General features: G+C 68.9%; 20 protein-coding genes. 11 read left to right on the forward strand and 9 right to left on the reverse strand.

Going from position 1 to position 21,796, the window contains the following annotated elements; all coding sequences use genetic code 11:
• Nucleotides 1-6 precede the first annotated feature (6 nt).
• The 7 genes from ABZ348_RS00245 to ABZ348_RS00275 are packed head-to-tail and all read left to right on the forward strand — an operon-like array spanning nt 7 to nt 7,823.
• On the forward strand, nt 7-1,047 hold the full coding sequence (locus tag ABZ348_RS00245) for an ABC transporter permease (protein WP_358927694.1): 1,041 nt from the start codon (nt 7-9) through the stop codon (nt 1,045-1,047).
• Nucleotides 1,044-1,925 (forward strand): ABC transporter permease, encoded by an 882-nt coding sequence (locus ABZ348_RS00250; protein ID WP_358927696.1) that lies wholly within the window; start codon nt 1,044-1,046, stop codon nt 1,923-1,925. Before ABZ348_RS00245 ends, ABZ348_RS00250 begins: the two co-directional genes overlap by 4 nt.
• The gene (locus ABZ348_RS00255) at nt 1,922-3,016 is read left to right on the forward strand and encodes an ABC transporter ATP-binding protein (protein ID WP_358927698.1); all 1,095 of its coding nucleotides are present in this window, start codon (nt 1,922-1,924) and stop codon (nt 3,014-3,016) included. Before ABZ348_RS00250 ends, ABZ348_RS00255 begins: the two co-directional genes overlap by 4 nt.
• Nucleotides 3,013-3,786 carry an ATP-binding cassette domain-containing protein gene (locus ABZ348_RS00260; protein WP_358927700.1) on the forward strand — a complete coding sequence of 258 codons (774 nt, stop codon included), beginning with the start codon at nt 3,013-3,015 and terminating at the stop codon, nt 3,784-3,786. Before ABZ348_RS00255 ends, ABZ348_RS00260 begins: the two co-directional genes overlap by 4 nt.
• Nucleotides 3,783-4,850: a P1 family peptidase gene (locus tag ABZ348_RS00265; protein ID WP_358927702.1), complete on the forward strand. Its 1,068-nt coding sequence runs from the start codon at nt 3,783-3,785 to the stop codon at nt 4,848-4,850. Before ABZ348_RS00260 ends, ABZ348_RS00265 begins: the two co-directional genes overlap by 4 nt.
• Nucleotides 4,847-5,959 (forward strand): C45 family peptidase, encoded by a 1,113-nt coding sequence (locus ABZ348_RS00270; RefSeq protein ID WP_358927704.1) that lies wholly within the window; start codon nt 4,847-4,849, stop codon nt 5,957-5,959. Before ABZ348_RS00265 ends, ABZ348_RS00270 begins: the two co-directional genes overlap by 4 nt.
• A gap of 37 nt (nt 5,960-5,996) precedes the next feature.
• Nucleotides 5,997-7,823: an MOSC domain-containing protein gene (locus ABZ348_RS00275; protein ID WP_358927706.1), complete on the forward strand. Its 1,827-nt coding sequence runs from the start codon at nt 5,997-5,999 to the stop codon at nt 7,821-7,823.
• A gap of 37 nt (nt 7,824-7,860) precedes the next feature.
• Here ABZ348_RS00275 and ABZ348_RS00280 read toward each other — a convergent pair whose 3' ends face one another.
• From ABZ348_RS00280 to ABZ348_RS00290, 3 genes are all read right to left on the reverse strand, one after another.
• Nucleotides 7,861-8,505, reverse strand: a complete 645-nt coding sequence (locus tag ABZ348_RS00280; RefSeq protein ID WP_358927708.1) for a dihydrofolate reductase family protein — start codon at nt 8,503-8,505, stop codon at nt 7,861-7,863.
• 211 nt (nt 8,506-8,716) lie between these two features.
• Nucleotides 8,717-9,634, reverse strand: coding sequence for an SIS domain-containing protein (locus tag ABZ348_RS00285; protein ID WP_358927710.1), 918 nt, complete (start codon nt 9,632-9,634; stop codon nt 8,717-8,719).
• Between the two features lie 103 nt (nt 9,635-9,737).
• Nucleotides 9,738-10,604, reverse strand: a complete 867-nt coding sequence (locus ABZ348_RS00290) for an alpha/beta hydrolase (protein WP_358927712.1) — start codon at nt 10,602-10,604, stop codon at nt 9,738-9,740.
• Nucleotides 10,605-10,684: 80 nt separating this feature from the next.
• Between ABZ348_RS00290 and ABZ348_RS00295 the strand changes: the two genes are divergently transcribed.
• On the forward strand, nt 10,685-11,296 hold the full coding sequence (locus ABZ348_RS00295; RefSeq protein WP_358927714.1) for a TetR/AcrR family transcriptional regulator: 612 nt from the start codon (nt 10,685-10,687) through the stop codon (nt 11,294-11,296).
• 84 nt (nt 11,297-11,380) lie between these two features.
• Here ABZ348_RS00295 and ABZ348_RS00300 read toward each other — a convergent pair whose 3' ends face one another.
• Complete coding sequence (locus ABZ348_RS00300) at nt 11,381-13,423, reverse strand: serine/threonine-protein kinase (protein WP_358927715.1); 2,043 nt, start codon at nt 13,421-13,423, stop codon at nt 11,381-11,383.
• Between the two features lie 334 nt (nt 13,424-13,757).
• Between ABZ348_RS00300 and ABZ348_RS00305 the strand changes: the two genes are divergently transcribed.
• Nucleotides 13,758-14,129, forward strand: coding sequence for a cupin domain-containing protein (locus ABZ348_RS00305; RefSeq protein ID WP_358927717.1), 372 nt, complete (start codon nt 13,758-13,760; stop codon nt 14,127-14,129).
• On the opposite strand, the gene ABZ348_RS00310 is transcribed toward ABZ348_RS00305, so the two are convergent.
• Nucleotides 14,105-14,404 (reverse strand): hypothetical protein, encoded by a 300-nt coding sequence (locus tag ABZ348_RS00310; RefSeq protein ID WP_358927719.1) that lies wholly within the window; start codon nt 14,402-14,404, stop codon nt 14,105-14,107. The genes ABZ348_RS00305 and ABZ348_RS00310 overlap by 25 nt on opposite strands.
• A gap of 698 nt (nt 14,405-15,102) precedes the next feature.
• On the opposite strand from ABZ348_RS00310, the gene ABZ348_RS00315 reads away from it, so the two are divergent.
• Nucleotides 15,103-17,049, forward strand: a complete 1,947-nt coding sequence (locus ABZ348_RS00315; RefSeq protein WP_358927721.1) for a SulP family inorganic anion transporter — start codon at nt 15,103-15,105, stop codon at nt 17,047-17,049.
• 228 nt (nt 17,050-17,277) lie between these two features.
• Here the strand turns inward: ABZ348_RS00315 and ABZ348_RS00320 are convergent, their stop codons facing one another.
• The 4 genes from ABZ348_RS00320 to ABZ348_RS00335 form a co-directional block, all read right to left on the reverse strand.
• Nucleotides 17,278-18,504: a cation:proton antiporter gene (locus tag ABZ348_RS00320; protein WP_358927722.1), complete on the reverse strand. Its 1,227-nt coding sequence runs from the start codon at nt 18,502-18,504 to the stop codon at nt 17,278-17,280.
• A 6-nt stretch (nt 18,505-18,510) separates the two neighbouring features.
• Nucleotides 18,511-18,732, reverse strand: coding sequence for a hypothetical protein (locus ABZ348_RS00325; RefSeq protein ID WP_358927724.1), 222 nt, complete (start codon nt 18,730-18,732; stop codon nt 18,511-18,513).
• A gap of 666 nt (nt 18,733-19,398) precedes the next feature.
• Nucleotides 19,399-20,118, reverse strand: coding sequence for a response regulator transcription factor (locus ABZ348_RS00330; protein ID WP_358927726.1), 720 nt, complete (start codon nt 20,116-20,118; stop codon nt 19,399-19,401).
• Between the two features lie 2 nt (nt 20,119-20,120).
• Nucleotides 20,121-21,083, reverse strand: a complete 963-nt coding sequence (locus tag ABZ348_RS00335; protein WP_358927728.1) for a sensor histidine kinase — start codon at nt 21,081-21,083, stop codon at nt 20,121-20,123.
• 373 nt (nt 21,084-21,456) lie between these two features.
• On the opposite strand from ABZ348_RS00335, the gene ABZ348_RS00340 reads away from it, so the two are divergent.
• Nucleotides 21,457-21,729, forward strand: coding sequence for a DUF3040 domain-containing protein (locus ABZ348_RS00340; protein WP_358927730.1), 273 nt, complete (start codon nt 21,457-21,459; stop codon nt 21,727-21,729).
• The last annotated feature ends 67 nt before the right edge of the window (nt 21,730-21,796 follow it).

Raw genomic sequence — 21,796 nt, forward strand, 5'->3', positions numbered from 1 at the left:
CCAGCGATGCCGAACCTCACCCTCACAGCGGGCGCATCGCCCGCCGCACCCTGGGACGGCGTCCGCAGGGCGCTGCGCCCACTCCAACGGTTCGTCCAACGCGTCGGGGTGGCGGCCCTCACCATGCTCGGCGTCTCAGTGTTGATCTTCGCAGCCGTCCGGGCCATGCCAGGCAGCTATGCCGACCTCGTGCTCGGCCCCCTCGCCACCCCCGAGGCGAAGGAGGCCGCCACGGAGAAGTTCGGGCTCGACGGTCCCATCGTGGAACAGTACGGACACTGGCTGCTGAACTCCGTCCAGGGCGACTTCGGTACATCATTGGCCAGTGGCACGCCGGTCGGCGACGAACTCGCCGTCCGCCTTCCGGTGACGGTCCTCCTCACCGCACTGGCCCTGGTGCTCATCCTCCTCATTGGCATCCCCCTCGGTGTGATCACCGGAATCCGGGGTGCCGGCAGCGGTGGCGGCGCGATCGTGGGACGGTTGGTCAGCAGCCTGGGCATGAGCGTGCCCGAGTTCGTCCTCGGCACCCTGGTGCTGTTCCTCTTCACCCGGTACAGCCTCGGACTCACCGTCGGCGAGCACGTCCCCTGGTCCCAGGATCCTGCCGGCTCGATCACCTCGATGCTCCTGCCGGCAGCCGTCCTCTCGGTGTTCTGCGTCGCCGTGACCGCCCGCACCGCACGGGACGCGGTCATGGGCGTCCTGGTGGAACCCCATGTCGCCGCTGCGGTCGCCCGAGGCGAGTCGAAGGGGTTCATCGTGCGCCACCACATCCTCCGCAACGCCGCCATCCCCGTACTGACCCTCGTCGGCACGCTGACCGCATATCTGTTGGGCGGCACGGTGATCGTGGAGCGCCTCTTCAACCTGCCCGGTCTCGGCTCCTACCTCGTGGACGGACTCGACCGCCGCGACTACGCGATCGTGCAGGCCGGAGTGCTCCTCGCCGCTGCCGTCTTCATCGTTATGAACCTCCTGGTCGACCTGGTCAGCGGATGGATCGATCCCCGCATCGACACCACGGCCGGAAGGGACGGAGCATGAGTACCGAAACCCAACGCCCATCCCAACCCCGAGGCGCGGTACGCCGACTGCTGGCCATGGGCGGATTCGATCCGCTGTTCCGCGGGGCGGTGTGGCTGCTGGTCCTGCTGATCGGTGTGACCCTGGCCGGCCAACTCGCCGGAGTGGGCGGCGCACCCGATGCCACCGTGGGGCAACGGCTGTCACCTCCGAGCGGCGAACTCCCGCTGGGCACCGACAACCTCGGACGGTCCGTACTGCCCCGGCTGCTCCAGGGCGTGGGAACCACCCTGTTGCTGTCGTCCGCGGCGGTCCTGTGCACCGCGCTCATCAGTACGGCCCTGGGCATCGTGGCCGGCTACCGCGGCGGACGCACGGCCGGGCTCATCATGAGGCTGGGCGAAGTGCTCTACTCCTTCCCGGCGATCGTGCTGGCCGTCCTGGTCGCGGCGGTGATCGGCCCCGGGAGGATCGCCGCCCTCGCCAGCATCGTCCTGGTGACCGTGCCGCTGATGACGCGCATGGTCGGAACGGCGGCCCGCTCGGTCGCCCAACGCGACTTCGTGGTCGCGGCCAGGATCAGCGGCGTACCGACGACAACGATCATGCGACGGCACGTCCTCTCCAATGTGTCCGGCACCATCGCCGTCCACGGGACCTACGCCCTGTCGGTGGGAATCCTCGTCGAGGGCGGACTGAGCTTCCTCGGCTACGGAGTCCAACTCCCCGACGCTTCCCTCGGCCTCCTGATCCAGGAAGGCAGTCTGTACATGGTCAACGCACCCTGGCTGATCGTGGCGCCCGGTGTCGTACTGGTCGCGGCGATCGTCTCGATCAACCTCATCGGTGACAGCCTGCGTGACCGATTCGAACCGCGAGAGACGAGGTCGCTGACATGACCGCCGGTACACCACCTCCCGACGCTCCGGCGGAGACCGGCACGAATGCGTCCCAGACCGGAACGGGCGTACCCCTGCTGGCCGTTGAGGACCTCGTCGCCGAGTACCGCACCCCACAACGCACCGTGCGGGCCCTCGACGGTGTCGACCTGGTGGTCGACCGCGGCGAACGCGTCGGCGTCGTCGGCGAGAGCGGTTCGGGCAAGTCCACCCTGGGACTCGTGGTCGGTCGGCTGCTGCCCGCCGCCACCCGGTATCCACGGGGTCGAGTGCTCGTGGAGGGCGAATCCGTACTGGAACTGCCACCCGAACGCATCGCGCTGTTGCGCCGCGAAAGGCTGGGGCTGATCGCCCAGGATCCCGTCGGCGCGCTCAACCCCACGCTCCGCATCGGCCGTCAGCTGCGGCTCGCGCTGCGCTCCGGCCGCAGAACCGCCCGCAAGCCGGGCGACGGCGAACTGAGCGCCATGCTCGACAGGGTGCTGATCCGCGACCCGGAACGGGTGCTGCGGCTCTACCCGCACGAGATCTCCGGCGGCATGGCGCAACGTGTGGCCGTCGCCATGGTCATGGCCCGCGAACCCGATCTGCTGATCGCCGACGAACCGACCGCCGCCCTCGACAGTCAGGTGCGGACGGAGGTGTTGCGGCTGATCTTCTCCCTCGCCTCCGAACACCGCACCACCGTGCTGTGGCTCAGCCACGACCTGGCCGGCGTGACCCGCTGGTGCGAACGGACCGTGGTCATGTACGGCGGTCGCGTGGTCGAGGACGGTCCGGCCGGTGATGTGCTCACCGCACCCCAACACCCCTACACCGCGGCCCTGTCGGACACCGATCCGGCCAGGGCGACCTCGGGCGAGCGGCTGCGTACCATCAGGGGCGGACCGCCGGCGCCCGACGCCCACACCGACGGCTGTGTCTTCGCCCCGAGGTGTGAGCGCGTCACGGAACTGTGCCGGACCGACCGCCCCGAACCCCGGGTCGTCACCGGTCGTACGGTCGCATGCCACCATCCCGGCGCACTACCGCCCGGGGTCACCGACCCCCTCGTGGCCGGATCGGTCCAGCAGGCGGAGGCCACGCGATGAGCACTCCACGAACCACACCTCGGCCGGTGCTCGAACTCGACGGGGTCAGTGTGGTGTTCTCCTCGGGGCGGGGCCGCTCCAGGTGCTCCGTGACCGCGATGGACTCGGTCACCTTCTCCATCCACGCAGGTGAGACGCTCGGCCTCGTCGGCGAGTCCGGTTCGGGCAAGACCACCACCGGCTCGATCGCGCTCGGCCTGCGACGGCCCGACTCGGGCACGGTCCGATTCCTCGGTGGCGCGTTCGGCTCTCCCCGGTCCCGCGCCGGTGCGATCCAAGCAGTGCTCCAGAACCCCCAGTGGTCCCTCAACCCCCGTTTGACGGTCGGTGACTCGGTGGCCGAGCCGCTGACCGCCACCGAGGGGGGACGGCTGCGCTCCCACCGGGCCGCGGTCCTCCAGATGCTGGAAGACGTCGGCCTCGGCGGCGGGTTCGCCGAGCGACTGCCGCACGAACTCAGCGGTGGGCAACGCCAACGGGTCGCCATCGCCCGTTCGCTCGTCACCCGCCCCCGGTTCATCGTCTTCGACGAGGCCGTCAGCGCCCTGGACGTGTCCGTCCAGGCACAGATCCTCAATCTGATCCACGACCTCCAGGCCGAACACGGTTTCGGTGCGCTGTTCATCTCGCACGACCTCGCGGCGGTCCGCTATCTGGCCCACCGCATCGCGGTCATGCAGCACGGCCGGGTGGTCGAACTCGCCGACACCGAACGGTTCTACGACACACCCCAACACCCCTACTCACAACAACTCTTGGAGACGCTGTGACCACGGATCCCACCACCACCGCCGCATCGCTGCACCCGATCGGCCCCCGTCTGGTGCCCGCCGACACCCGCGACCGCGCACAGCGGGGCAACGGGGACTTCGGCGCACCCCTGGTCCCCCAGCCCAGCCCGGGGCGCGACACCGTGAAGTTCGACTTCCCAGGGGTCGAGGTCGGCACCGCCGAGTACGCCGAGGGCCCCACAGGCGCCACCGTCATCCATGTGCCCGCAGGGGCCCGGATGCACATCGACGAGCGCGGCGGCGCCATCGGTCTGCTCTCCAGCGACAAGCAGTACACCCATGCCGTGTGCCTGGCCGGCGGTTCCCTCTACGGACTGGCCGCCACCGCAGGTGTCAACGAGGAGTTGCTCCGGCGCAACGAGAACCGTGTCGGCTGGAACGACCTCAAACTCGCCAGCGGCGCGATCGTCTACGACTTCGCCGCCCGTGACAACTCCGTCCACCCCGATGCGGCCCTCGGCGCCGCGGCACTGCGCAACGCCGTCCACGGCGCGTTCCCCGTCGGCCGTTGCGGCGGTGGGGCCACCGCGTCCGTCGGCAAGATCGAGCACGGCCGATGTGAGTTCGCCGGGCAGGGCGCCGCCTTCCGCCAGGTCGGTGACGTCAAGATCCTCGCTGCGACCGTCGTCAATGCCGTCGGTGTCATCGTGGACCGGGACGGCACGGTCGTCCGGGGCAACTACGACAGCGCCACCGGCACCCGTCGACTGCCCTCGATCGACTACGAGGCCGCCTTCGCCGAGTCCGGAGCTGCCCCCGCCACCCTGTCCGGAAACACCACCATCTCCATCGTCATCACCAATGTCCGGCTCGGCGACAAGGAGCTGCGGATGTTCGGCCGTCAGGTACACAGCTCCATGCACCGCGGCATCCAGCCCTTCCACACCAATCTCGACGGTGACACCCTCTTCACCCTCACCACCGACGAGATCGACCTTCCCAGCACTCCGTCGCGGCTGGGGGAACACGCCCTCACCTCCGTCGGGCTCGGTGCGGTGGCCTCCGAGGTCATGTGGGACGCGATCTTGAGCAGCGCCCTGTGATCCCTGCCGGAACCGAGTGCCCCGAGCTCCCGCTGTCCATCGCCCACGTCCGCATCGACGACGTCGACCGGGAGCGCCGGGGGCTCGCGGTGGGTGCAGCCGTGCGCAGGGGCGTCCACACGGCCGTCGCCGGATACGACGCGTTGTTCGCCGCGGTCGGGGTGGAGCCTTCCGATCTGCGCGCGCACGGCGAACGGGCACTGGCGGCGATCGAGGGCTGGGCCCCTGGGCTGCATCGCGAGCTCATGGCGGTGGCGGCAGGATCGGAGGTCCCGCCGTGGCGGATCGGGATGCTCAACGCCCGTACGGAGATCCTCGCCACGGTGGGCGCGACCGCCGAGGGCGAGTGCTCGACCGCCGTGTACGTGGGCGACCCGGGGGCGCCGCACACCATACAGACGTGGGACTGGCACCGTGAGTTCGCCGCGTCCAGGACGCTCGTCCACTTCCCGTCGGCCGGGGGCGGACGTACGGTGAGCACCTTCACCGAAGCGGGCATCCTCGCCAAGATCGGTGTCAATTCCAGTGGGCTGGGGGTCCACTTCAACATCCTCAGCCATCGCACCGACGGCACCGGGATCGGGGTTCCCGTCCATGCCGTGGCCCGTCGGGTCCTGGAGGAGGCGACCAGCATCGCGGAGGCACGGGACATCGCGGCATCGGCCCCCGTCTCCGCATCGACCGTGCTGACCGTGGTCACCCATGGCGGTCGGGAGAGCGATGCGGCCTGTATCGAGCTCTGTCCGGCGGGAACAGCGGTCGTCCGGCCGGACCGCGACGGAGTGCTGCTGCACACCAACCACTTCCTCGATCCGGGTCTGGCCGAGGGGGACCAGGCAGCGCCCCAGGCCAGTACCCACCCCCGTCTCGCCCACCTCAGCGCCCATCGCGAACTGCTCATGTCCAGCGACAGGGCGCACTGGACGCAGCTGCTGTGTGCGCACGAGGTGGACGGGGCGCCGATCTGCTGTCATCCACAGCCGGACCTACCCTCCCACCAGCAGTGGAGCACCTTGCTCACCGTCAGTTTGGACCTGGCCGCGGGTAACCTGCGGTATCACGACGGTGGTCCTTGCACGGCGGGCGCATCGGCCTGGCAGCATTTCTGACCATGACCACCTCGTGATCGCGAAAGGACGTCCCCTCATGGCCCCGGCCCGGCTCACGGAGATCGCCCGCTATCCGGTGAAAGGATTCCCCGGGCATTCCCTGTCCGCGGTGACCCTGACCCCCGGCAGCGGGCTACCCATGGACCGTGTCTGCGGTCTGCTCAACGGTGAGGTCGCGGCCACGGTCGAGGACGGCTGGATCGCGAGCTCGGCGTTCCTGCGTCTCGTACGGAACGCGGAGCTCGCCCGCTACCGGGTCGCGCTGGTGGAGGAGGGCCCCGCGGGAGCCGGCTCGCTGTGCATCAGCGCGCCGGACGGCCGGTCGGTGGAGATCCGCACCGGGCTGGACGGCAGCCCCGACGCCACCGAACTCAAGAAGGCCAATGCCGAGCTGGCCGAGTGGTTCTCCGCCGGCCAGCTCGGCCCCGTGCAGCTCACCCGGCCCAAGGCACCCGTGTGGGACTGGCCGTACGCGGCGCTGTCCCTCATCAATCTGGACAGCCTGGATGACATGGCGACCGTTTCGGGGGTCGCCGTCGATCCGCGCAGGTTCCGTGCCAACCTCTATGTCTCCGGGCTCGGGGCCTGGCGGGAGTTCGCGCTCGTCGGGCATCGGATTCGGATCGGCGAAGCGGAGTTGGAGGTCGTCCAGACCACCGATCGTTGTCGGGCCACCACCGTGGACCCGAACACCGGGCGCAGAAACCTCAATGTGCCGGTGTTGCTCGCCTCCCGCTACGGCCACATGTGCTGTGGTGTGTATGCGCGGGTCGTGCGCGGCGGCACGATCGCCCCTGGTGACGCGCTGACCGATCTGGGCCCGCTCGTCGACCCGGCCACACTGCCGGCGCCTGATCCGAGTTGGCCCCGCAACGCCACGTTGGTCGCCCGCACCCCGCAGAGCCCCACCGTCACGAGTCTGACCTTCAGCGACCCCGCGGGCGCCGGCTGCCGCCCCGGCCAGCATCTACGGGTCCACCTCAGAGACGGGCGAGGTGCGCCGCTGTGGCGCTCCTACACCATCACCGACGCCACACCGACCACCATCCGGATCAGCGTCAAGCGGGTCGACGACGGCCGGGGGTCACCCCTGTTGCACTCCCTCGCCACGGATTCCCAGGTGATGATTTCCGGCCCGCACGGGGACGAGCTCATCACCTCCGGCCATCGACGCCCCCTGCTGCTGGCCTGTGCGGGAATCGGCATCACACCGGTACTGCCGGTACTGCGCCAGCTGATCGACGAGAACCCGACACGGGCGGTGACCGTCCTCAATGTCGTCCGCACCCTCGACGAGGTGCCCCTCTGGGAGGAGGCGCTGGCACTGATGGCCCGGCTGCCTCACGCCTCCCACCGTCTCTTCGTGACCGCACACGGCGCCGGTGACGCCCTGCCCGATGGCGCCACCGCCGGTCGCCCGTCCGAAGAGGACCTCCGGGAACTGGCGGCCGACGGCGACGTCGAGGCCTACCTCTGCGGCCCTGACGGCTTCGTGCGGAGCGTACGCAACGCGCTGGTGCGCGCCGGGGTGTCCGACGACGCCATCGCGGACGAGTTGTTCCACTCCCCCGGGGACGTACCCCTGGAGGAGCGGCCACCGCCCGCACCCGGTCCTTTCGACGTCCACTTCGCCGGGTCGGACATCCGTACCCGCTGGTCAGAGGATGACGGCACCCTCCTTGACGTCGCCGAGGCCGCAGGGCTCACCCCTCCATCGGCCTGCCGGTCGGGGGGCTGCGGAACCTGCCGCCAACGCGTCACCGGCGCCGTACACCACCTCATCACCCCGTCCGTACCGCTGGACCCGGGTCAGGTGCTCCTGTGCTGTGCGGTGCCGACGGGCAGTGTGACGGTGCAGATCTAGGGAGCTTCCTGTGCGGGGTACCACTCCTCGGGAGCGGTCACTTTCGCCAGAACAAGTGGTGCCTCACCCCGCTCGGGCTGGGGACGACCTCCAGGTGGAACCGGTCGAGCAGTTCGTCCGGGGACTCCCAGAGGCGAACCCCGGACCCGAGATCCATAGGCGACACAGCGACGTGCAGGGTGTCGACGAGGTCGGCATCGAGGAACTGTCGAATGGTGGTGGCCCCGCCGCCGAGTCGGACGTCCTTGCCCTGGGCGGCTTCCCGGGCCTGTGCAAGGACCGTGGCAGGGTCACCGTCGACGAAGTGGAACGTGGTGTCGGAGAGCGTGAACGAAGGACGCTCGTAGTGGGTCATGACGAACACGGGCGTGTGGAAGGGGGGCTCGTCGCCCCACCAGCCGCGCCACTCGTCGTCGTGCCAGGGCCCGCGCTGGGGACCGAACTTGTTTCGGCCCATGATCTCGGCACCGATGTTGCGGGCGTAATCCCGGGTGAAGTAGTCGTCGAGGCCCCGGCTGCCCCCGGGGTCGGTACGCCGGGGCCAACTCGCCGTGGCACCTGCCCAGGCGAACAGGCGCTCGGGGTCGACATGGCCGAACGGTCGCTCAAGGGTCTGGTCCTCACCGGCCCCGATGCCGTCGTTCGAAACGTTGAAGTTCTGGACTCTCAGCAGCTGAGCCACGTGCTCCTCCTGTGATGGCGATGACGGTGGTGAGACTCTCCCGGACGGGCGAACTCATCGCCCGCCCGCGATCGGCCGGAGGCAAGGCCGCTCCCAGCCCAGTCCAGCCAGTTCCAGCCAGTTCCGGCCCTTCGCCGGTCGACGCCCGAACACTGCCGTTCGACATGGGCGAAGTCCATCACCGCCCGCGGCGAATCCTGGCCGCGCCGCGCTACACGCCCCGCTCCGACGCGTCTTCGGCGAACAGATCGAGCTCGCGCCAGATGCCGGACACATGCCGCACCGCGGTACGGCTCCCCGGCGCATCGGACGCCATCAGCTCGGCGAGGAGGCCGTACGCAACACTGGTCGCGGCCGTCATCGACTGGATGCTCGCCACTCCCTCGGTGGGAACGACCAGGACGTGTTCGGCCTCGCGGGCCGGAGGAGAGTACAGGGTGTCCGTGATGACGCAGGTCACCGCGCCTGCGGCACGCGCGATCCGGACCGCGGCGACCGTCTGCCGATAGTGCTGCCAGAAGCTCCACGCCACCAGGCAGTCGCCCTCACCCAGTCGTCCCAGTGCATTGGCGAGTTGAGGTCCGCCCCGATCCTCGTAACTGACCGGGAAGCCCCGGCTGGCAGCGACCATGGCCAGGGCGCTCGCCGGGATGGCGTGGGTGCCCGAAGCGACGACGACCGTGCGCCGTGCCGCTCGGACCGCGCTCACCACAAGCCGGGCGGTCTCGTAGTCGAAGGACCGCTCCAATGCCTTCAGGTTCTGTGCGTCCCGGGCGAACGCGGTCGCCAGTAGTCCTCCGTCGCTGCCGGCCGGGTGCCCGCTGTCGAACCGCTGGTCGAGGTAGACGGCCCGCAACCCGGCCTGGAGCTGGGGCCAGCCCGGATAGCCGAGGAGCTGCGCGAACCGCACCACGGTCGCCGGATTGACGTCGGCGCGGGCGGCCACCTCGGCAGCCGTGGCGTACGAGCAGTAGGTGGGCTGTGTCGTCAGCACGTCGCGGACGTGCGCGGCCTTGGGGCCCAAGGAGACCTCGGTCAGTAACCCTTCGAGCCACTCCGCGACCGTGCCCCCGCCTTCGTGGGGGTGTGCCCCCGGATCCATGTCGTCAGCAAAGCTGTCATCGGTCACGGAACCATTCTCTCTGTGCCGGCTCCGGATGTGAGTCGGCTGGCCGGGGCGCGATATGGGCGGGGGCAGGAACACCTCACCCGTAGGAACCGCCGGTCGTGACTCAGGGGTGGAGGGTGCCCGCAGGTGGTGCCGGAACGGGTGTGGACCGGATGAACTCGCCGATCAGCGTGGCGGTGAGCTCGGGTTGGTCGCGCATGACCCAGGTACGGCTGTTCGGGACGGTCTCCAGTCGAGCGCGGGGCATCAACTCCGCTATGCGCTCGCCGTGCTCGAACGGGAAGAGCCGGTCGTCGGGGGCGAACGCGATCAGGGTAGGTCGGTCGAAGGTGCCGAGCCTGTCAACGGCGTCCAGCAGCACGGTCGGGCCGAATCCCCGAGTGACCTTGGCACAGTCTCGACGGACTCCGGCTGCGCCGAAGAACGCCTGGATCCAGTCGTCGATGAGGTCGTGGGGCAAGGGGCGCTCGGTCAGCAGACCGTACGCAGACGGCAGCCGGCGAGCGGCTCGCAGTCGTAGGGGCTGGAGAGTCAAGTGGAGCAGTCCGGGCACCTTGGAGATCGGAACGAGCGGTTTGAACCAGTTCGGCGGGCAGTTGTCGAAGCACTCGCCGTCGGTGAGGACCAGTCGGCCTATCCGCTCGGGATGGTCGGCTGCCACGAGTTGGGCGATGGCGGTGCCGAGGTCGTTGCCGACCAGCGTCACCTGGCGCAGGTCCAGGGCGACGAGGAGGTCGGCGACCAGTCGGGCGATCCCGGGGAGGCTGAGATCCGCGTCGGGATCCATGGGGGTTCGATGGGCGCCGAGGGGCAGGTCGGGGGTGATGCACCGGAAGTCCGGAGCCAGCCGGTCGACGACCGGTGCCCAGAGGCGACCGTCCATCAGGTAGCCGTGGAGGAAGACCGTCGGCTCTCCGTTTCCGATGTCCTGGTAGTGCACGGTCCCCTGGTCGAGCGTGATCTGCGGCATGGCGTGGCCTCTCGTCGAATTACATACAGACTGTATGTACGTAGAGTGCATGCAGACTGTATGAAACTCAAGGGGGCAGAATGGAATCGGCCAGCAGCAAGCACGCCCAGCGTTCGCAGGCCACGCGCGCCAAACTGGTGGGCGCCGCCCGGCAACTGTTCGCCGAGCGCGGTTACGCGGGGGTGGGGACCGAGGAGATCGTCAAGGCCGCGGGCGTGACCCGGGGAGCGCTCTACCACCAGTTCCGTGACAAGACCGACCTGTTCGACGCCACGGTGCAGGCGGTCGAGGCCGACATCACCCGACACATCACCACCGAGGTCCTGGCGACCGCCTCCGACCCGGTCCAAGCCCTCAAGGACGGGGCGCGCGCCTTCCTCGACGCCTTCACCGAACCGGACGCGGAACGGATCCTCCTCCTGGACGCTCCCGGAGTCCTCGGCTGGCGACGCTGGCGCGAGATCGGCCAGGACCACGGTCTGGGGGCGATCACCGCGGCCCTGGAGGCGGCGATGGCGGCCGGAGCGTTCACGCCCCGACCCGTTCCCCCGCTGGCCCACGTCCTCCTCGGCGCGCTGAACGAGGCAGCGCTCACCGTGGCCCACGCCGACGATCCCCGTGCTACCCGCACCGAGATGGCGGAGGCCCTGGAACACCTACTGGACGGGCTGCTCGACCAGAAACGGCCTTGATCCGGCGCCGGCCCCGGCCACCGTTCCCGACGGTCTGCTCGGTGATTCAGGCTCCCCCAGGACGAACGGCAGGAGGGGGCACGGTCAGACGAGATCCCACAGACGGGCCGACCGGTCGTGACCGCCACTGGCCAAGATGGTGCCATCGGGACTGAACGCCAGGGCGATCACCGAATCCTTGTGCCCGGTGATGGTGGCGCTGTGGGCGTGCGTGGCCGTGTCCCAGAGCCGGACCGACTTGTCCTCACTCGCCGTGGCCAGGGTCTTGCCGTCCGGACTGAAGGCCACGGCGTTGACCTCGGACGTGTGGGCGACGTCCAGTTCGACGATCAGTTTGCGGGTGGCGACGTCCCACAAGGAGGCGGTGGCGTAGTCAGCTCCGGGGATGGTCATCGTCTTCCCGTCCGGGCTGAACGCCAACGACTTCGTGGTGCCCGCATTCGTCGCGAGGTCCCGGGACTTCTTGGACGCCACGTCCCACAGGCGCACCGCGGGCCCGAACCCGGCGGTGGCGGCCAGGGTCTTCCCGTCCGGGCTGAAGGACAGCGCGTGCACGGCCTCCCCCGGAATCGGGAGCACCGCGGTACGGCGTCGATCCGCCACGTTCCACAGCCGGACCGTGTTGTCCTGCCCACCCGTGGCGAGCGTCTTGCCCGAGGGCGTGAACGCCACCGAACGGATCCGCCCCTTGTGACCGTTGAGGACGGCGATGCGTCGACGGGTGCGGAGGTCCCAGAGCAACACCGAGGAGTCGGCACTCGCGGTGGCCAGGGTCTTGCCGTCCGGACTGAACGTCACGGAGAACACCATGTCCGTGTGGGCGGTGAGCGTGTCCAGGAGTTCCCTCTTCGGCACGTCCCAGAGCCGTACGGTGCTGTCGTCGCTCGCGGTCGCCAGCATCCTGCCGTCCGGACTGAAGGCGAGTGCGTTGACCATGTAGTCATGGCCGGTGAGGGTGGCGATGCCGGGTCGGTCCGATGCGTCGGCGGAGTCGGGCTTCCAGAACCACACCGCACCGGCGGTGGCCGCGGCTGCGGCGGTACCGGCGAACAGGACCTTGCGGCGACTGACCCTGTGGGGCACTGCTGTGGTGGACCCGGTCGTGTTGGACCCCGTCGTGGTGGAGCCGGCCGCCGGGGGCCTCGGCGCCGTCGCAGGTGTGGTTGCAGGTGCCGTCGCGGCGCGGGGCGGTGTGGACGCGTGGGCCGTCGGCGGATGGGGCGTGCTGGGGCGCGGACGGACCGGTGCGGTCACGGTCGGCTGGTGTTGCGGGGGCGGCGGCTGATTGTCGAGTTGGGTGCGGGGGTGCGCCAGCGCGGCGAGGCGGTTGGTCACCGTGGCGGCGGCCGGGCGTTGGTCAGGGCTCTTGGCGAGAAGGTCGCGCAGGACGGGGGCGAGCGGTCCCGCGTGCGAGGGCGGAGGCATGGGCTGCGAGAGGATCGCGTGGAAGAGCGCCATGAGGGTGGGCGCGTCAAAGGGTGCGTCCCCCTCCACGGCCGCGTAGAGGGTGGCACCGAGTGACCAGAGATCCCCGGCGGCGGTGGCGTCCGCACCTTCCAACTGTTCCGGAGGCATGTAGTGCGGAGTGCCGACCACGGTTCCCGTGCGGGTCAGTCGGGTGCCCGCCGAGCCGTCGAGGACACGGGCGATGCCGAAGTCCGTGAGGATCGTACGTCGGCCGTGGATCAGGACGTTGTCAGGCTTGAGATCGCGGTGGACCACTCCGGCCGCATGGGCGTGGGCCAGTGCATCGGCCACCTCCGCGCCGATCACGGCCACCCGGTCCCAGGGGAGTCTGCCGCTCTGCGTGATCAGATCGCCGAGGGAGCGTCCGGGTATGAACTCCATGACGATCCAGGGAGCGTCGTCGTCCTCGACCACGTCATGGACGGTGATGATCCCCGGGTGGCTGAGTTTGGCGGCCACCTGGGCTTCTCGCAGGGTCCGTTGGAGCAACTGTTCGCGCTCGTCGGACGGAAGACCCGCGGGCAACACGACCTCCTTGACCGCGACGCTGCGGTCGAGGGTCTCATCGTGACCCCGCCAAACCCGGCCCATACCGCCCTGGCCCACGAGTTCGGCCAAACGGTACCGTCCGCCTACGAGACGTCCTGCTGCCCCCACCATGGCGGTCACTGTAGGGCAAGCCGCCAACTCCGCGCCAAACCAACCCGTCTTGCCCTACTCGAAGGCTCAGCGAGGCCCCGGCAGGCAAGGTCGGAGCACATGGCCGTCGACGTTGTGCCCGGTCCGACAGCGGCTGGAGACACTGCGCAGAGGGCCAGCGGGGACGTCGACCTCGACGGCGCCGAGCGGGGAGGAGCGGCCATCGATGTCGCGCCCTGAACCGAACCGACCTGACCCGAACCGATCCGAACCGATCTCATTCGTCGCAATGCTCCCGGTACCGGACTAGGCTGGAGGGCAGACTCGGGGCCTTCCCGCCGGGAGGCGGTTGATCATGGCTGGACTGGAGATCCGGGGTTTCGACTCCGCTGATGAGACAAGACCCTTCCCCGACGGCAAGGGCAGGCTGGACCTCATCGAAACGGCCGGCGGACCGGTCGGTCGAGCGGTCTTCGAACCCGGTTGGCGCTGGTCGGAACACATCAAACCGTTGGCGGGCACCGATACCTGCCAGGAGGCCCACACCGGGTACGTGGTGAGCGGGCGCATCAAGGTCGTCATGGACAACGGCGAAAGCGCCGAAGCCGGTCCCGGTGACTTCCTCCAGATCGCGCCCGGGCATGACGCCTGGGTGGTGGGCGATGAACCCTGCGTAGCCGTGGACTGGACCGGGTACGGCAACTACGCCAAGCCCGCATCCGCGTAGGCGCCGCTGACGTAGGCCTCAGAGCGACTACGAGCATGGAGATCGGCACCCAGCGCACCCACCGCCGCACCGGGGCCCGGTAGCGCAGCACCTCGCCCCACCAACCGAGCCAGGGCGATCAGGCCCGCGACGAACACAATGGACGCACCGACCGGTATGAGTGCGTTCCGAACCAGCGACTCGGTGGTCGGGAACTGGCTTTCCGAACTGCTGGTGTCGACGCCGGTCAAAAGTCCGACGCCCTGAATGATCGCCGCGTACACGACGACTGCCACCAGGAATCACGGCCACGAGAACTCCCGGCCCGTCGCGCCGTCCCGGGGTGGCTCTTCCACGTGTTCGTGCACTGCGCCGTCCTTCGTCGGGTGGCGACGGTTCCACCACCCCGTGGGGACACTGGATGTGGCCTCATGCCACCGGGGCCTGCTGCCAGCGAGGAATTCTCCCACCCCACTTCAGACAAAAGACATGGCCCCCCAGCAATCGGGCGCCATGGCAGTTTCGTCCCGGACCAGGACCGGTTGTGATCCCGCTTGGGAGCCGTCCCCACGAGGGCGTGAGAGCTCTCTCATCGTGATCTCACGGCTGACTCATGGCACGGGCGCATGCTTCCGGGCGCAGGACATCCCCCGGGTGTGTCTCCCGTTCCGGCCTGCCGAGCTGGCTCTTGGAGGAGTGTGACCGTGCAGCGGCTGCTGGGCAACGCGCGCGACTTCTGGCATCGCGCGGCGCCCTGAGGCAGTTCGCTCCGTCGGTTCGTGTCGACGCCGGCGCCGGAGCCCCAACGCTCACCGGTGCCGGCTGCCGTACGTGCCCCGTGAGGGGTCTCCCGTGCCCCGTCCGCGGAGACGTACTTTCCGCGCGCAGCGCTCCCGGCGATGTGACACCCGGATTCATCTCCCCCCTACGTGCCCGTCGGCCGGTGTGAGCTCCTTCTTGCCCGTCGACCGATGGACGCGGTGAAAGGATCACTGTGTCGTCTCAACGAACACGTCCCGGTACGGGCCGACATGCGAAGAGGAGCGCTGGCGGCCCGGCGAAGAAGTCCCCGCCCTCCCCCGCTCTCACCAGTTCCATCGGTACCGATCTCGTCGCCTCCGTCGTCGTCTTCCTGGTGGCCCTGCCCCTCTGCATCGGCGTGGCGGCTGCATCGGGCGTCTCGGTGTCCCTGGGGATCATCTCCGGCATCGTCGGCGGCCTGATCGTCGGGTTCCTTCCCGGGAGTACGTTCCAGGTCTCCGGGCCGGCCGCCGGACTCGCCGTCCTCGTGCTGGAGTTCACCACCGAACACGGCGTCGAACTGCTCGGCCCGGTCGTCCTGATCTCCGGTCTGCTCCAAATGGTCCTGGGAATGCTGAAGATGGGCAGGCTCTTCCAGTCCATCTCCCTCGCAGTGGTACAGGGAATGCTCGCCGGGATCGGTCTGCCACTGATCCTCAGCCAGACCTACGCACTCGTGGACTCCAAGCAACTCGGCGCCGCTCTGAAGAACCTCGCGGGTCTACCGAACCTGGCGAACGATGTCCTCTCCGACGGGCAGAAGGGGGGCGCACTGCTCCTCGGCGGACTGACCGTGGCGCTCTGCTTCCTGTGGAAGAAGGTCCCCGCTCCCCTGGGTCGGGTGCCCGCCCCGCTGGTCGCCGTGGTGTTGGGGTCCCTCGCCGCTTCCCTGCCCGTGTTCGATGTGAAGAAGGTCGTCGTCGACGACATGCTGGATGCGATCGACGTCGTCGGCCCGACCGATCTCGGTGGTCTCCTCGACCCGGCCGTACTGATGATGGTCGTCACCTTCACCATCATCGCCTCGGCCGAGAGCCTGTTCAGTGCCGCGGCAGTCGACCGGATGCACACCGGAGCCCGCACCCAGTACAACAAGGAACTGTTCTCACAAGGGGTCGGCAACACGGTGTGCGGGCTCCTGGGTGCACTGCCGATGACCGCCGTCATCGTCCGCAGCGCCGTCAACGTCCAGGCGGGCGGCAAGACGAAGACCTCACGCGTGCTGCACGGGGCCTGGCTGCTCGGCTTCGGTCTGCTGCTCCCCGGCCTGCTCGGCCTCATCCCCGTCACGGTCCTCGCCGGCATCCTGCTGCACGCCGGCTGGAAGTTGTTCAATCCGCCCGCGTTCGTCGACATGTGGAAGGCCGACCGCGGTGAAGGCATCGTCATGTTCATCACCACCCTCGCGATCGTGGTCGCCAATCTGCTCGAAGGCGTGCTCGCCGGGCTGGCGGTCGCGATCGTCCTGACCGTGCTGCGCATGTCGACCATGACGATCCGCAAGAGCACCGAAGGTGACTTCGCCCGGCTCGAACTGCGCGGCAACGCCACATTCCTCCGACTGACCCGTCTCATCGACGCGTTGGAGTCCGTGTCCGGTGCCTCCCGGGTCGAGATCGACGCCCGCGGCATCGTCCATCTGGACATGGCCTGCCTCAGCGAGATCGAAGGATGGGCCGAGCAGCGCCGCAAGGCAGGCGCCGAACACGTCGCCGTCATGCTGCGGGGCGATCAGTCGGCCAGAGAGGCTGCCGAGGCCGCGGCGGAAGAGTCGCAGCTCGATGCCGACCCGTCGCTGACTGCACCGTCCGAGTCGGCCATCGCGCACCCGTACGGTACGGAGCCGACCCCGCACCTGACAGCCTCGGGGCATGGCCACGGCGCTGCGCATCAGAGTTCTCCCGTGCGGCGGCACGATCAGCACGGAAACCATCCGCACGCGCAGTGGGGATACGACGTCCAGGGCGAGTCCACCGAGATCGGCGACGAGTACGCCGGCGAACTGTCCCCGTCACCACCGATGTTCGACCAACCCGCCCACTACCAACCCTGGTACCCGCAGCCGGCTGTCGACCCCCGGCGCTGGGAGACGAGCGGCGACGCCTCCCTCCACCCCTACGACGAGGGGCATTTCCGCTAGCCCTTCGCTCCTTTTCGCATGGGCATGAATTGCAGAAATATGCAATTGGCCAGATGCGATGATGTCGCTCTTTGCAGTTGCCGGGGATGCTCGGGCGCCCCGGCAACTGCGTCGGATGAAGGGTGGATCAGAGCGCTGCGACGGTGGGAAGCCGCCGGGTGGTGGAATCGGTCCTCCACCACGGCCGCCGTCGGGCATGACACGGCGACTTCAGCGAGCGGAAGCGCCTCACGTGTTGGTGGCAATGGGGTCGATCGCTTCCGTCGCCGGTCCGGCAGACGGCGCCGGAGGGGCGGGAGGCGCCGGACGACGAGTGAGGCGACGGGCCACGGGCTCGGTCCAGCGAGCGGCGAGGGGACCGAGGATGACCAGGATCAAGACGTAGGCGGTGGCGAGTGGGCCGATGCGCGGGTCGAGGCCGACCGCCAGGCCCGCGATGACGATGGAGAACTCGCCCCGTGCGACGAGGGTGCCTCCGGCCCGCCAACGACCCGCCGTCCTGATGCCGGCTCGGCGGGCGGCATACCAGCCCGTCGCGATCTTCGTGAGGGTGGTGATCGCGGCGAGAATCAGTGCGGGAACCAGCACCGGCGGGATGTCCGCGGGGTCGGTTGAGAGCCCGAAGAAGACGAAGAACACCGCGGCGAACAGGTCGCGCAGAGGGGTGAGCAGGCTACGGGCCCCTTCGGCGACCTCCCCGGACAGGGCGATCCCGACGAGGAACGCGCCGACGGCCGCGGACACCTGGAGTTCCTGCGCGATTCCGGCGACGAGGAGCGTCAGACCCAGAACGACCAGCAGCAGCATCTCGGCACTGTCGGAGGAGACGGCCTTGCTGATCAGCCGACCGTGCCGGAGGGCGAGGTAGAGCACTGCTCCCACGGTGCCGAGGGAGATCAGCAGCGTGGTCGCGCCACCCGCCAGGCTCACCCCGGCGAGCAGGGCCGTGAGGATCGGTAGGTACACGGCCATGGCCAGGTCCTCGATCACCAACACCCCCAGGATCACCGGTGTCTCCCGGTTCCCGAGACGGCCGAGGTCGCCGAGGACCTTGGCGATGACTCCGGAAGAGGAGATCCACGTGACGCCGGCGAGGACGACCGCGGCCACCGGACCCCACCCGAGGATCAGCGCTGCCGCGGCCCCCGGAGCGGCATTCAGGACGAAGTCGACGATGCCGGAGGGGTACTGGGATTTGAGATTGGTGACGAGTTCGGAGGCGCTGTACTCCAGGCCGAGGAGGAGCAGGAGGAGAATGACACCGATCTCGGCGCCCGTTGCGGTGAACTCCTCGCTGGCCTGGAGCGGCAGGATGCCTCCGTGACCGAAGGCGAGCCCGGCAAGGAGGTAGAGGGGAATGGGGGAGAACCCCACCCGCCCGGCGAGGCGCCCCAGCAAGCCGAGGACAAGGATGATCGCCCCGAGTTCGATGAGCAGTTCAGTGGTGTTGTGCACGGGCCTCTATCCTCCGGAGTTCAGTTCGACCACGGCGTCCCTGCCTCCGCCGTCGCCGCCCACCAGGAGATCGGCGACGACACGGCGGTACGAGGGGCGAGGCGAGGGAACGCCCGTGGTGCGGTGCAGTGCTGCGACGGGCGATGGTGAGCGGCCCGCCTCGGTTTCGAGGTGGTGGCGGATGCCGACTCCTGTCAGTGCGGAGGGTCGGCGGGCGTGCGACTCCATGGCGTTCTCCCGGGCGCGACAGCGGACGTGCGGACATCACCTGCCGGCACGGGAGACCTGGGGTCCGGGCGCTACCGGTGGTGAGGGGCTCTGCATCAGCCGCGACGATCGACCAGGGGTGCCAACGGCCGGGGCGAACCCCCGTTCCACGGCTGGCGAACGAGGCGATGGACCTCAGACGGCGAGAAGGGTCAACCGGGCTGGTGACGGAGAGTGGCGGCCAACTCGGCTGATATCCGGCACGCTGTCGCGAGCGGGAGTCTCGACGCGCACGGCCCAAGGAGTGGGCGGGAACGGAAAGCGACAGCGCGCGAGGCCGGTCACGGAGAGGCGCAGGGCACATGTGCGTCGAGCCATGTCGTCCCCTCCCCCGATGGTCCGGTATGCCTGGCCGAAAGCCCCAACGCTTGGATGAACACCCACCCGTTGTATGGAGCATGTGCTTCGGTGAGGAATTCTAGCGCAGGGCAAAGTGCAGCAAATTAACCTAACATCACCATAGGGTGAGAAAAGTGAGTGAGCCTTGCTGCGCAGAGGGTGAAATCGGGTGAAGGTTCGGGACACCCCGGCCCCAACCGATCGGACACCGGCACCAGCTGAGGTGACATCCGACACTCGGCGCCGCATCGGAGGGCAACTCCACCGATTTACAGGCCAGTTGACGACCTATGGCTCGATGAGTCCGGCGCGAATGGCGTAGCGGGCTAGCTCCAACCGGTCCTTGAGACCGAGCTTGTGCAACAGATTGGCCCGATGCCGCTCGACCGTCTTCACACTGATGACGAGGATGCCGGCGATCTCCTTGGAAGTGTGTCCCTCCGCGACAAGCTTGAGGATCTCCTCCTCGCGGTCGGTGATGGCCTTCGCCGGGAGTGCACCGCCTTCCCTGGCGTGGTTGAGGTAGCTGCGGATCAGGGTGTTGATGGCACCGGGGTAGAGGAACGGCTCGTCGCGCATGGCTGCGCGGCAGGCTTCGACGAGGTCCCGATCGGCGACGGACTTCAACACATAACCCGCCGCGCCGGCCTTGAGCGCCTCGAAGAGGTACTGCTCGTTGTCGTACATGGTCAAGATGAGAATGCGCAGCTCCGGTTGGAGGCGGGAGAGTTCACGTGCGGTCTGGAGGCCGGTCAGACGCGGCATGGCGATGTCGAGGATGGCGAGGTCGGGGCGGTGTTCGCGCGCCATGACGATGGCTTCGGCGCCATCGCTCGCCTCGGCGACGACGGTCAGATCGGGTTCGTTGTCGAGGATGAGGCGTACACCACGGCGTACGAGCGCGTGATCGTCGGCGAGCAGGATGCGGGTTCTGGACTCGCCGGCTGTGGTGGCTTCGGGCCTGATGTCCTTGGGCTCTGTGTTCTCGGGCGTTGTGTCCTCGGGCATGGTCAGTCGCTTCCGTTTCCTCCGTCGACGACGGGCACGACGAGGCGCACGTCCGTCCCCCCGCCGGGGCCGGCGTCAAGGTGCAACTCCGCCCCGATGAGCAGGGCCCGCTCGCGCATCCCGCGGATGCCCGCGCCTTCCGGAGCGCCCTGGAGCCCACGTCCGTCATCGCGGATCCGTAGTTCCACTCCGGCTCGGATCCGACGGAGGGCGAGCTCGACCTGGGAGGCGTGCGCATGACGGACCGTATTGGTGAGGCTCTCCTGGGCAACCCGGTACAGCACCAGTTCGACGTCCCTCTCCAGCTCAGGCAGGTCCGTCCCAAGCCGGCGCCGCACCGTGAGGCCGCCATGGGACGGAACCTCATTGACCAGCGATCTGAGTGCGCTGACCAGGCCGAGCTCATCGAGGACACCGGGGCGCAGCCTGCGGGCGATCCGCCGGATCTCGTCCAGGCTGCCCCGCGTTGTCTCCTGGACGTGGAGCAGTTCGGTCCGCACGCCGTCCGGGGCCTGGTCGGCGACCCTCTTCAGTTCGAGCAGTACTGCGGTGAGCGTCTGACCCACCTCGTCGTGCAGTTCCTGAGCAATGCGTCGACGCTCCGCTTCCTGTGCGGACAGGGCACGGGCGCTGCTGGTGGCCCGTTCCGCTTCCAGCCGGTCGAGCATGCTGTTGAAGGTGGTGATCAGATCGGCGATCTCCCCGTGCCCGACGGCGGCCGGCCGGGGGCCGGGTCGCAGCAGATCGAGCGTGGCCATGGTCCGGGCGAGGCGCTGGAGCGGGGAGAGCCCGAGCCGCAACAGCGCTGCGTTGGCGATGAGCATGATGGCCAGACCGGCACTTAGGATCACTGCTTCCGCGAGGACGACCGGTGTGGAGACGGTGACGGGTCCCAGCAGCAGGAGTGCCGTGGCCAGGGTGAGCACTGCGGCGTTCAACAGGAAGATCCGCCAGAACAAGGACACGGCTGTGCCCCCTCCTCTCCATCTCGTTGTCTCCACTATGGCCCCTACCTGCGGCGACGGCTCCCCCGCCCCCTGGTGTGACCTCCTTGGGCCACCCGCCCAGCCTGGTGGCGGGCGTGTTCTTCGTCCATCCGTGCCACCACCCATCCCGCCCGCCGTCCGGTGTGCCTTCTACATGGTTGCCGCCGCGAAGATGGGTGGTGGCACGGATGGTGTCGAGAGCCGGCCTCGGAGATCGTGGGAGCCAGCGGACGACCGACACCCAGCGGGTGCGGCCCCGTGGGCAGCACAGACGGTGCCCGGTGTCGTGGCCGGGGGCGCAGGACGCTGCCCGCAGGTGTAGGTACCGCCGACGTCCCAGGGAGGAGGCGCCATGGCCAGGAGCGGGAACGACCCCCTCCATGACCTCGCACATCGCATGAGGACCGAGGACCCGCGGTTCGCCCGTGCAATGGAACGCGGAGAGCCCTGCCGTCCGAGGGAGTACCGGCGCCGGTCGGCGTGGTTGCTGCTGGCTGCAGCGATCGCACTGTTCGGAGTCGGAGTGGTTATCGCAGACGGGCTGCTGATCGCCTCGGGTCTGGTGGTGGCGGGGGCCGCCGGCCATCTCTTCGACCCCCAGCGCGATCGTCCCGGTCGGCGATGACGCTTCCGGTCCGCGCCACCGTACTGAGGGTCTCGTGCGGCACAGGATGAGAGCGCCGGCGGCTTTG

The organism is Streptomyces sp. NPDC005963 (genome assembly GCF_040638655.1).
GTDB lineage: Bacteria > Actinomycetota > Actinomycetes > Streptomycetales > Streptomycetaceae > Streptomyces.

Bases quoted from the DNA above. Each gene is read 5' to 3' on its own strand.
- ABZ348_RS00245 (WP_358927694.1), top strand. From the start codon at position 7: ATGCCGAACCTCACCCTCACAGCGGGCGCATCGCCCGCCGCACCCTGG.
- ABZ348_RS00250 (WP_358927696.1), top strand. From the start codon at position 1,044: ATGAGTACCGAAACCCAACGCCCATCCCAACCCCGAGGCGCGGTACGC.
- ABZ348_RS00255 (WP_358927698.1), top strand. From the start codon at position 1,922: ATGACCGCCGGTACACCACCTCCCGACGCTCCGGCGGAGACCGGCACG.
- ABZ348_RS00260 (WP_358927700.1), top strand. From the start codon at position 3,013: ATGAGCACTCCACGAACCACACCTCGGCCGGTGCTCGAACTCGACGGG.
- ABZ348_RS00275 (WP_358927706.1), top strand. From the start codon at position 5,997: ATGGCCCCGGCCCGGCTCACGGAGATCGCCCGCTATCCGGTGAAAGGA.
- ABZ348_RS00290 (WP_358927712.1), bottom strand. From the start codon at position 10,604: ATGCCGCAGATCACGCTCGACCAGGGGACCGTGCACTACCAGGACATC.
- ABZ348_RS00295 (WP_358927714.1), top strand. From the start codon at position 10,685: ATGGAATCGGCCAGCAGCAAGCACGCCCAGCGTTCGCAGGCCACGCGC.
- ABZ348_RS00300 (WP_358927715.1), bottom strand. From the start codon at position 13,423: ATGGTGGGGGCAGCAGGACGTCTCGTAGGCGGACGGTACCGTTTGGCC.
- ABZ348_RS00305 (WP_358927717.1), top strand. From the start codon at position 13,758: ATGGCTGGACTGGAGATCCGGGGTTTCGACTCCGCTGATGAGACAAGA.
- ABZ348_RS00325 (WP_358927724.1), bottom strand. From the start codon at position 18,732: ATGGAGTCGCACGCCCGCCGACCCTCCGCACTGACAGGAGTCGGCATC.
- ABZ348_RS00330 (WP_358927726.1), bottom strand. From the start codon at position 20,118: ATGCCCGAGGACACAACGCCCGAGAACACAGAGCCCAAGGACATCAGG.
- ABZ348_RS00340 (WP_358927730.1), top strand. From the start codon at position 21,457: ATGGCCAGGAGCGGGAACGACCCCCTCCATGACCTCGCACATCGCATG.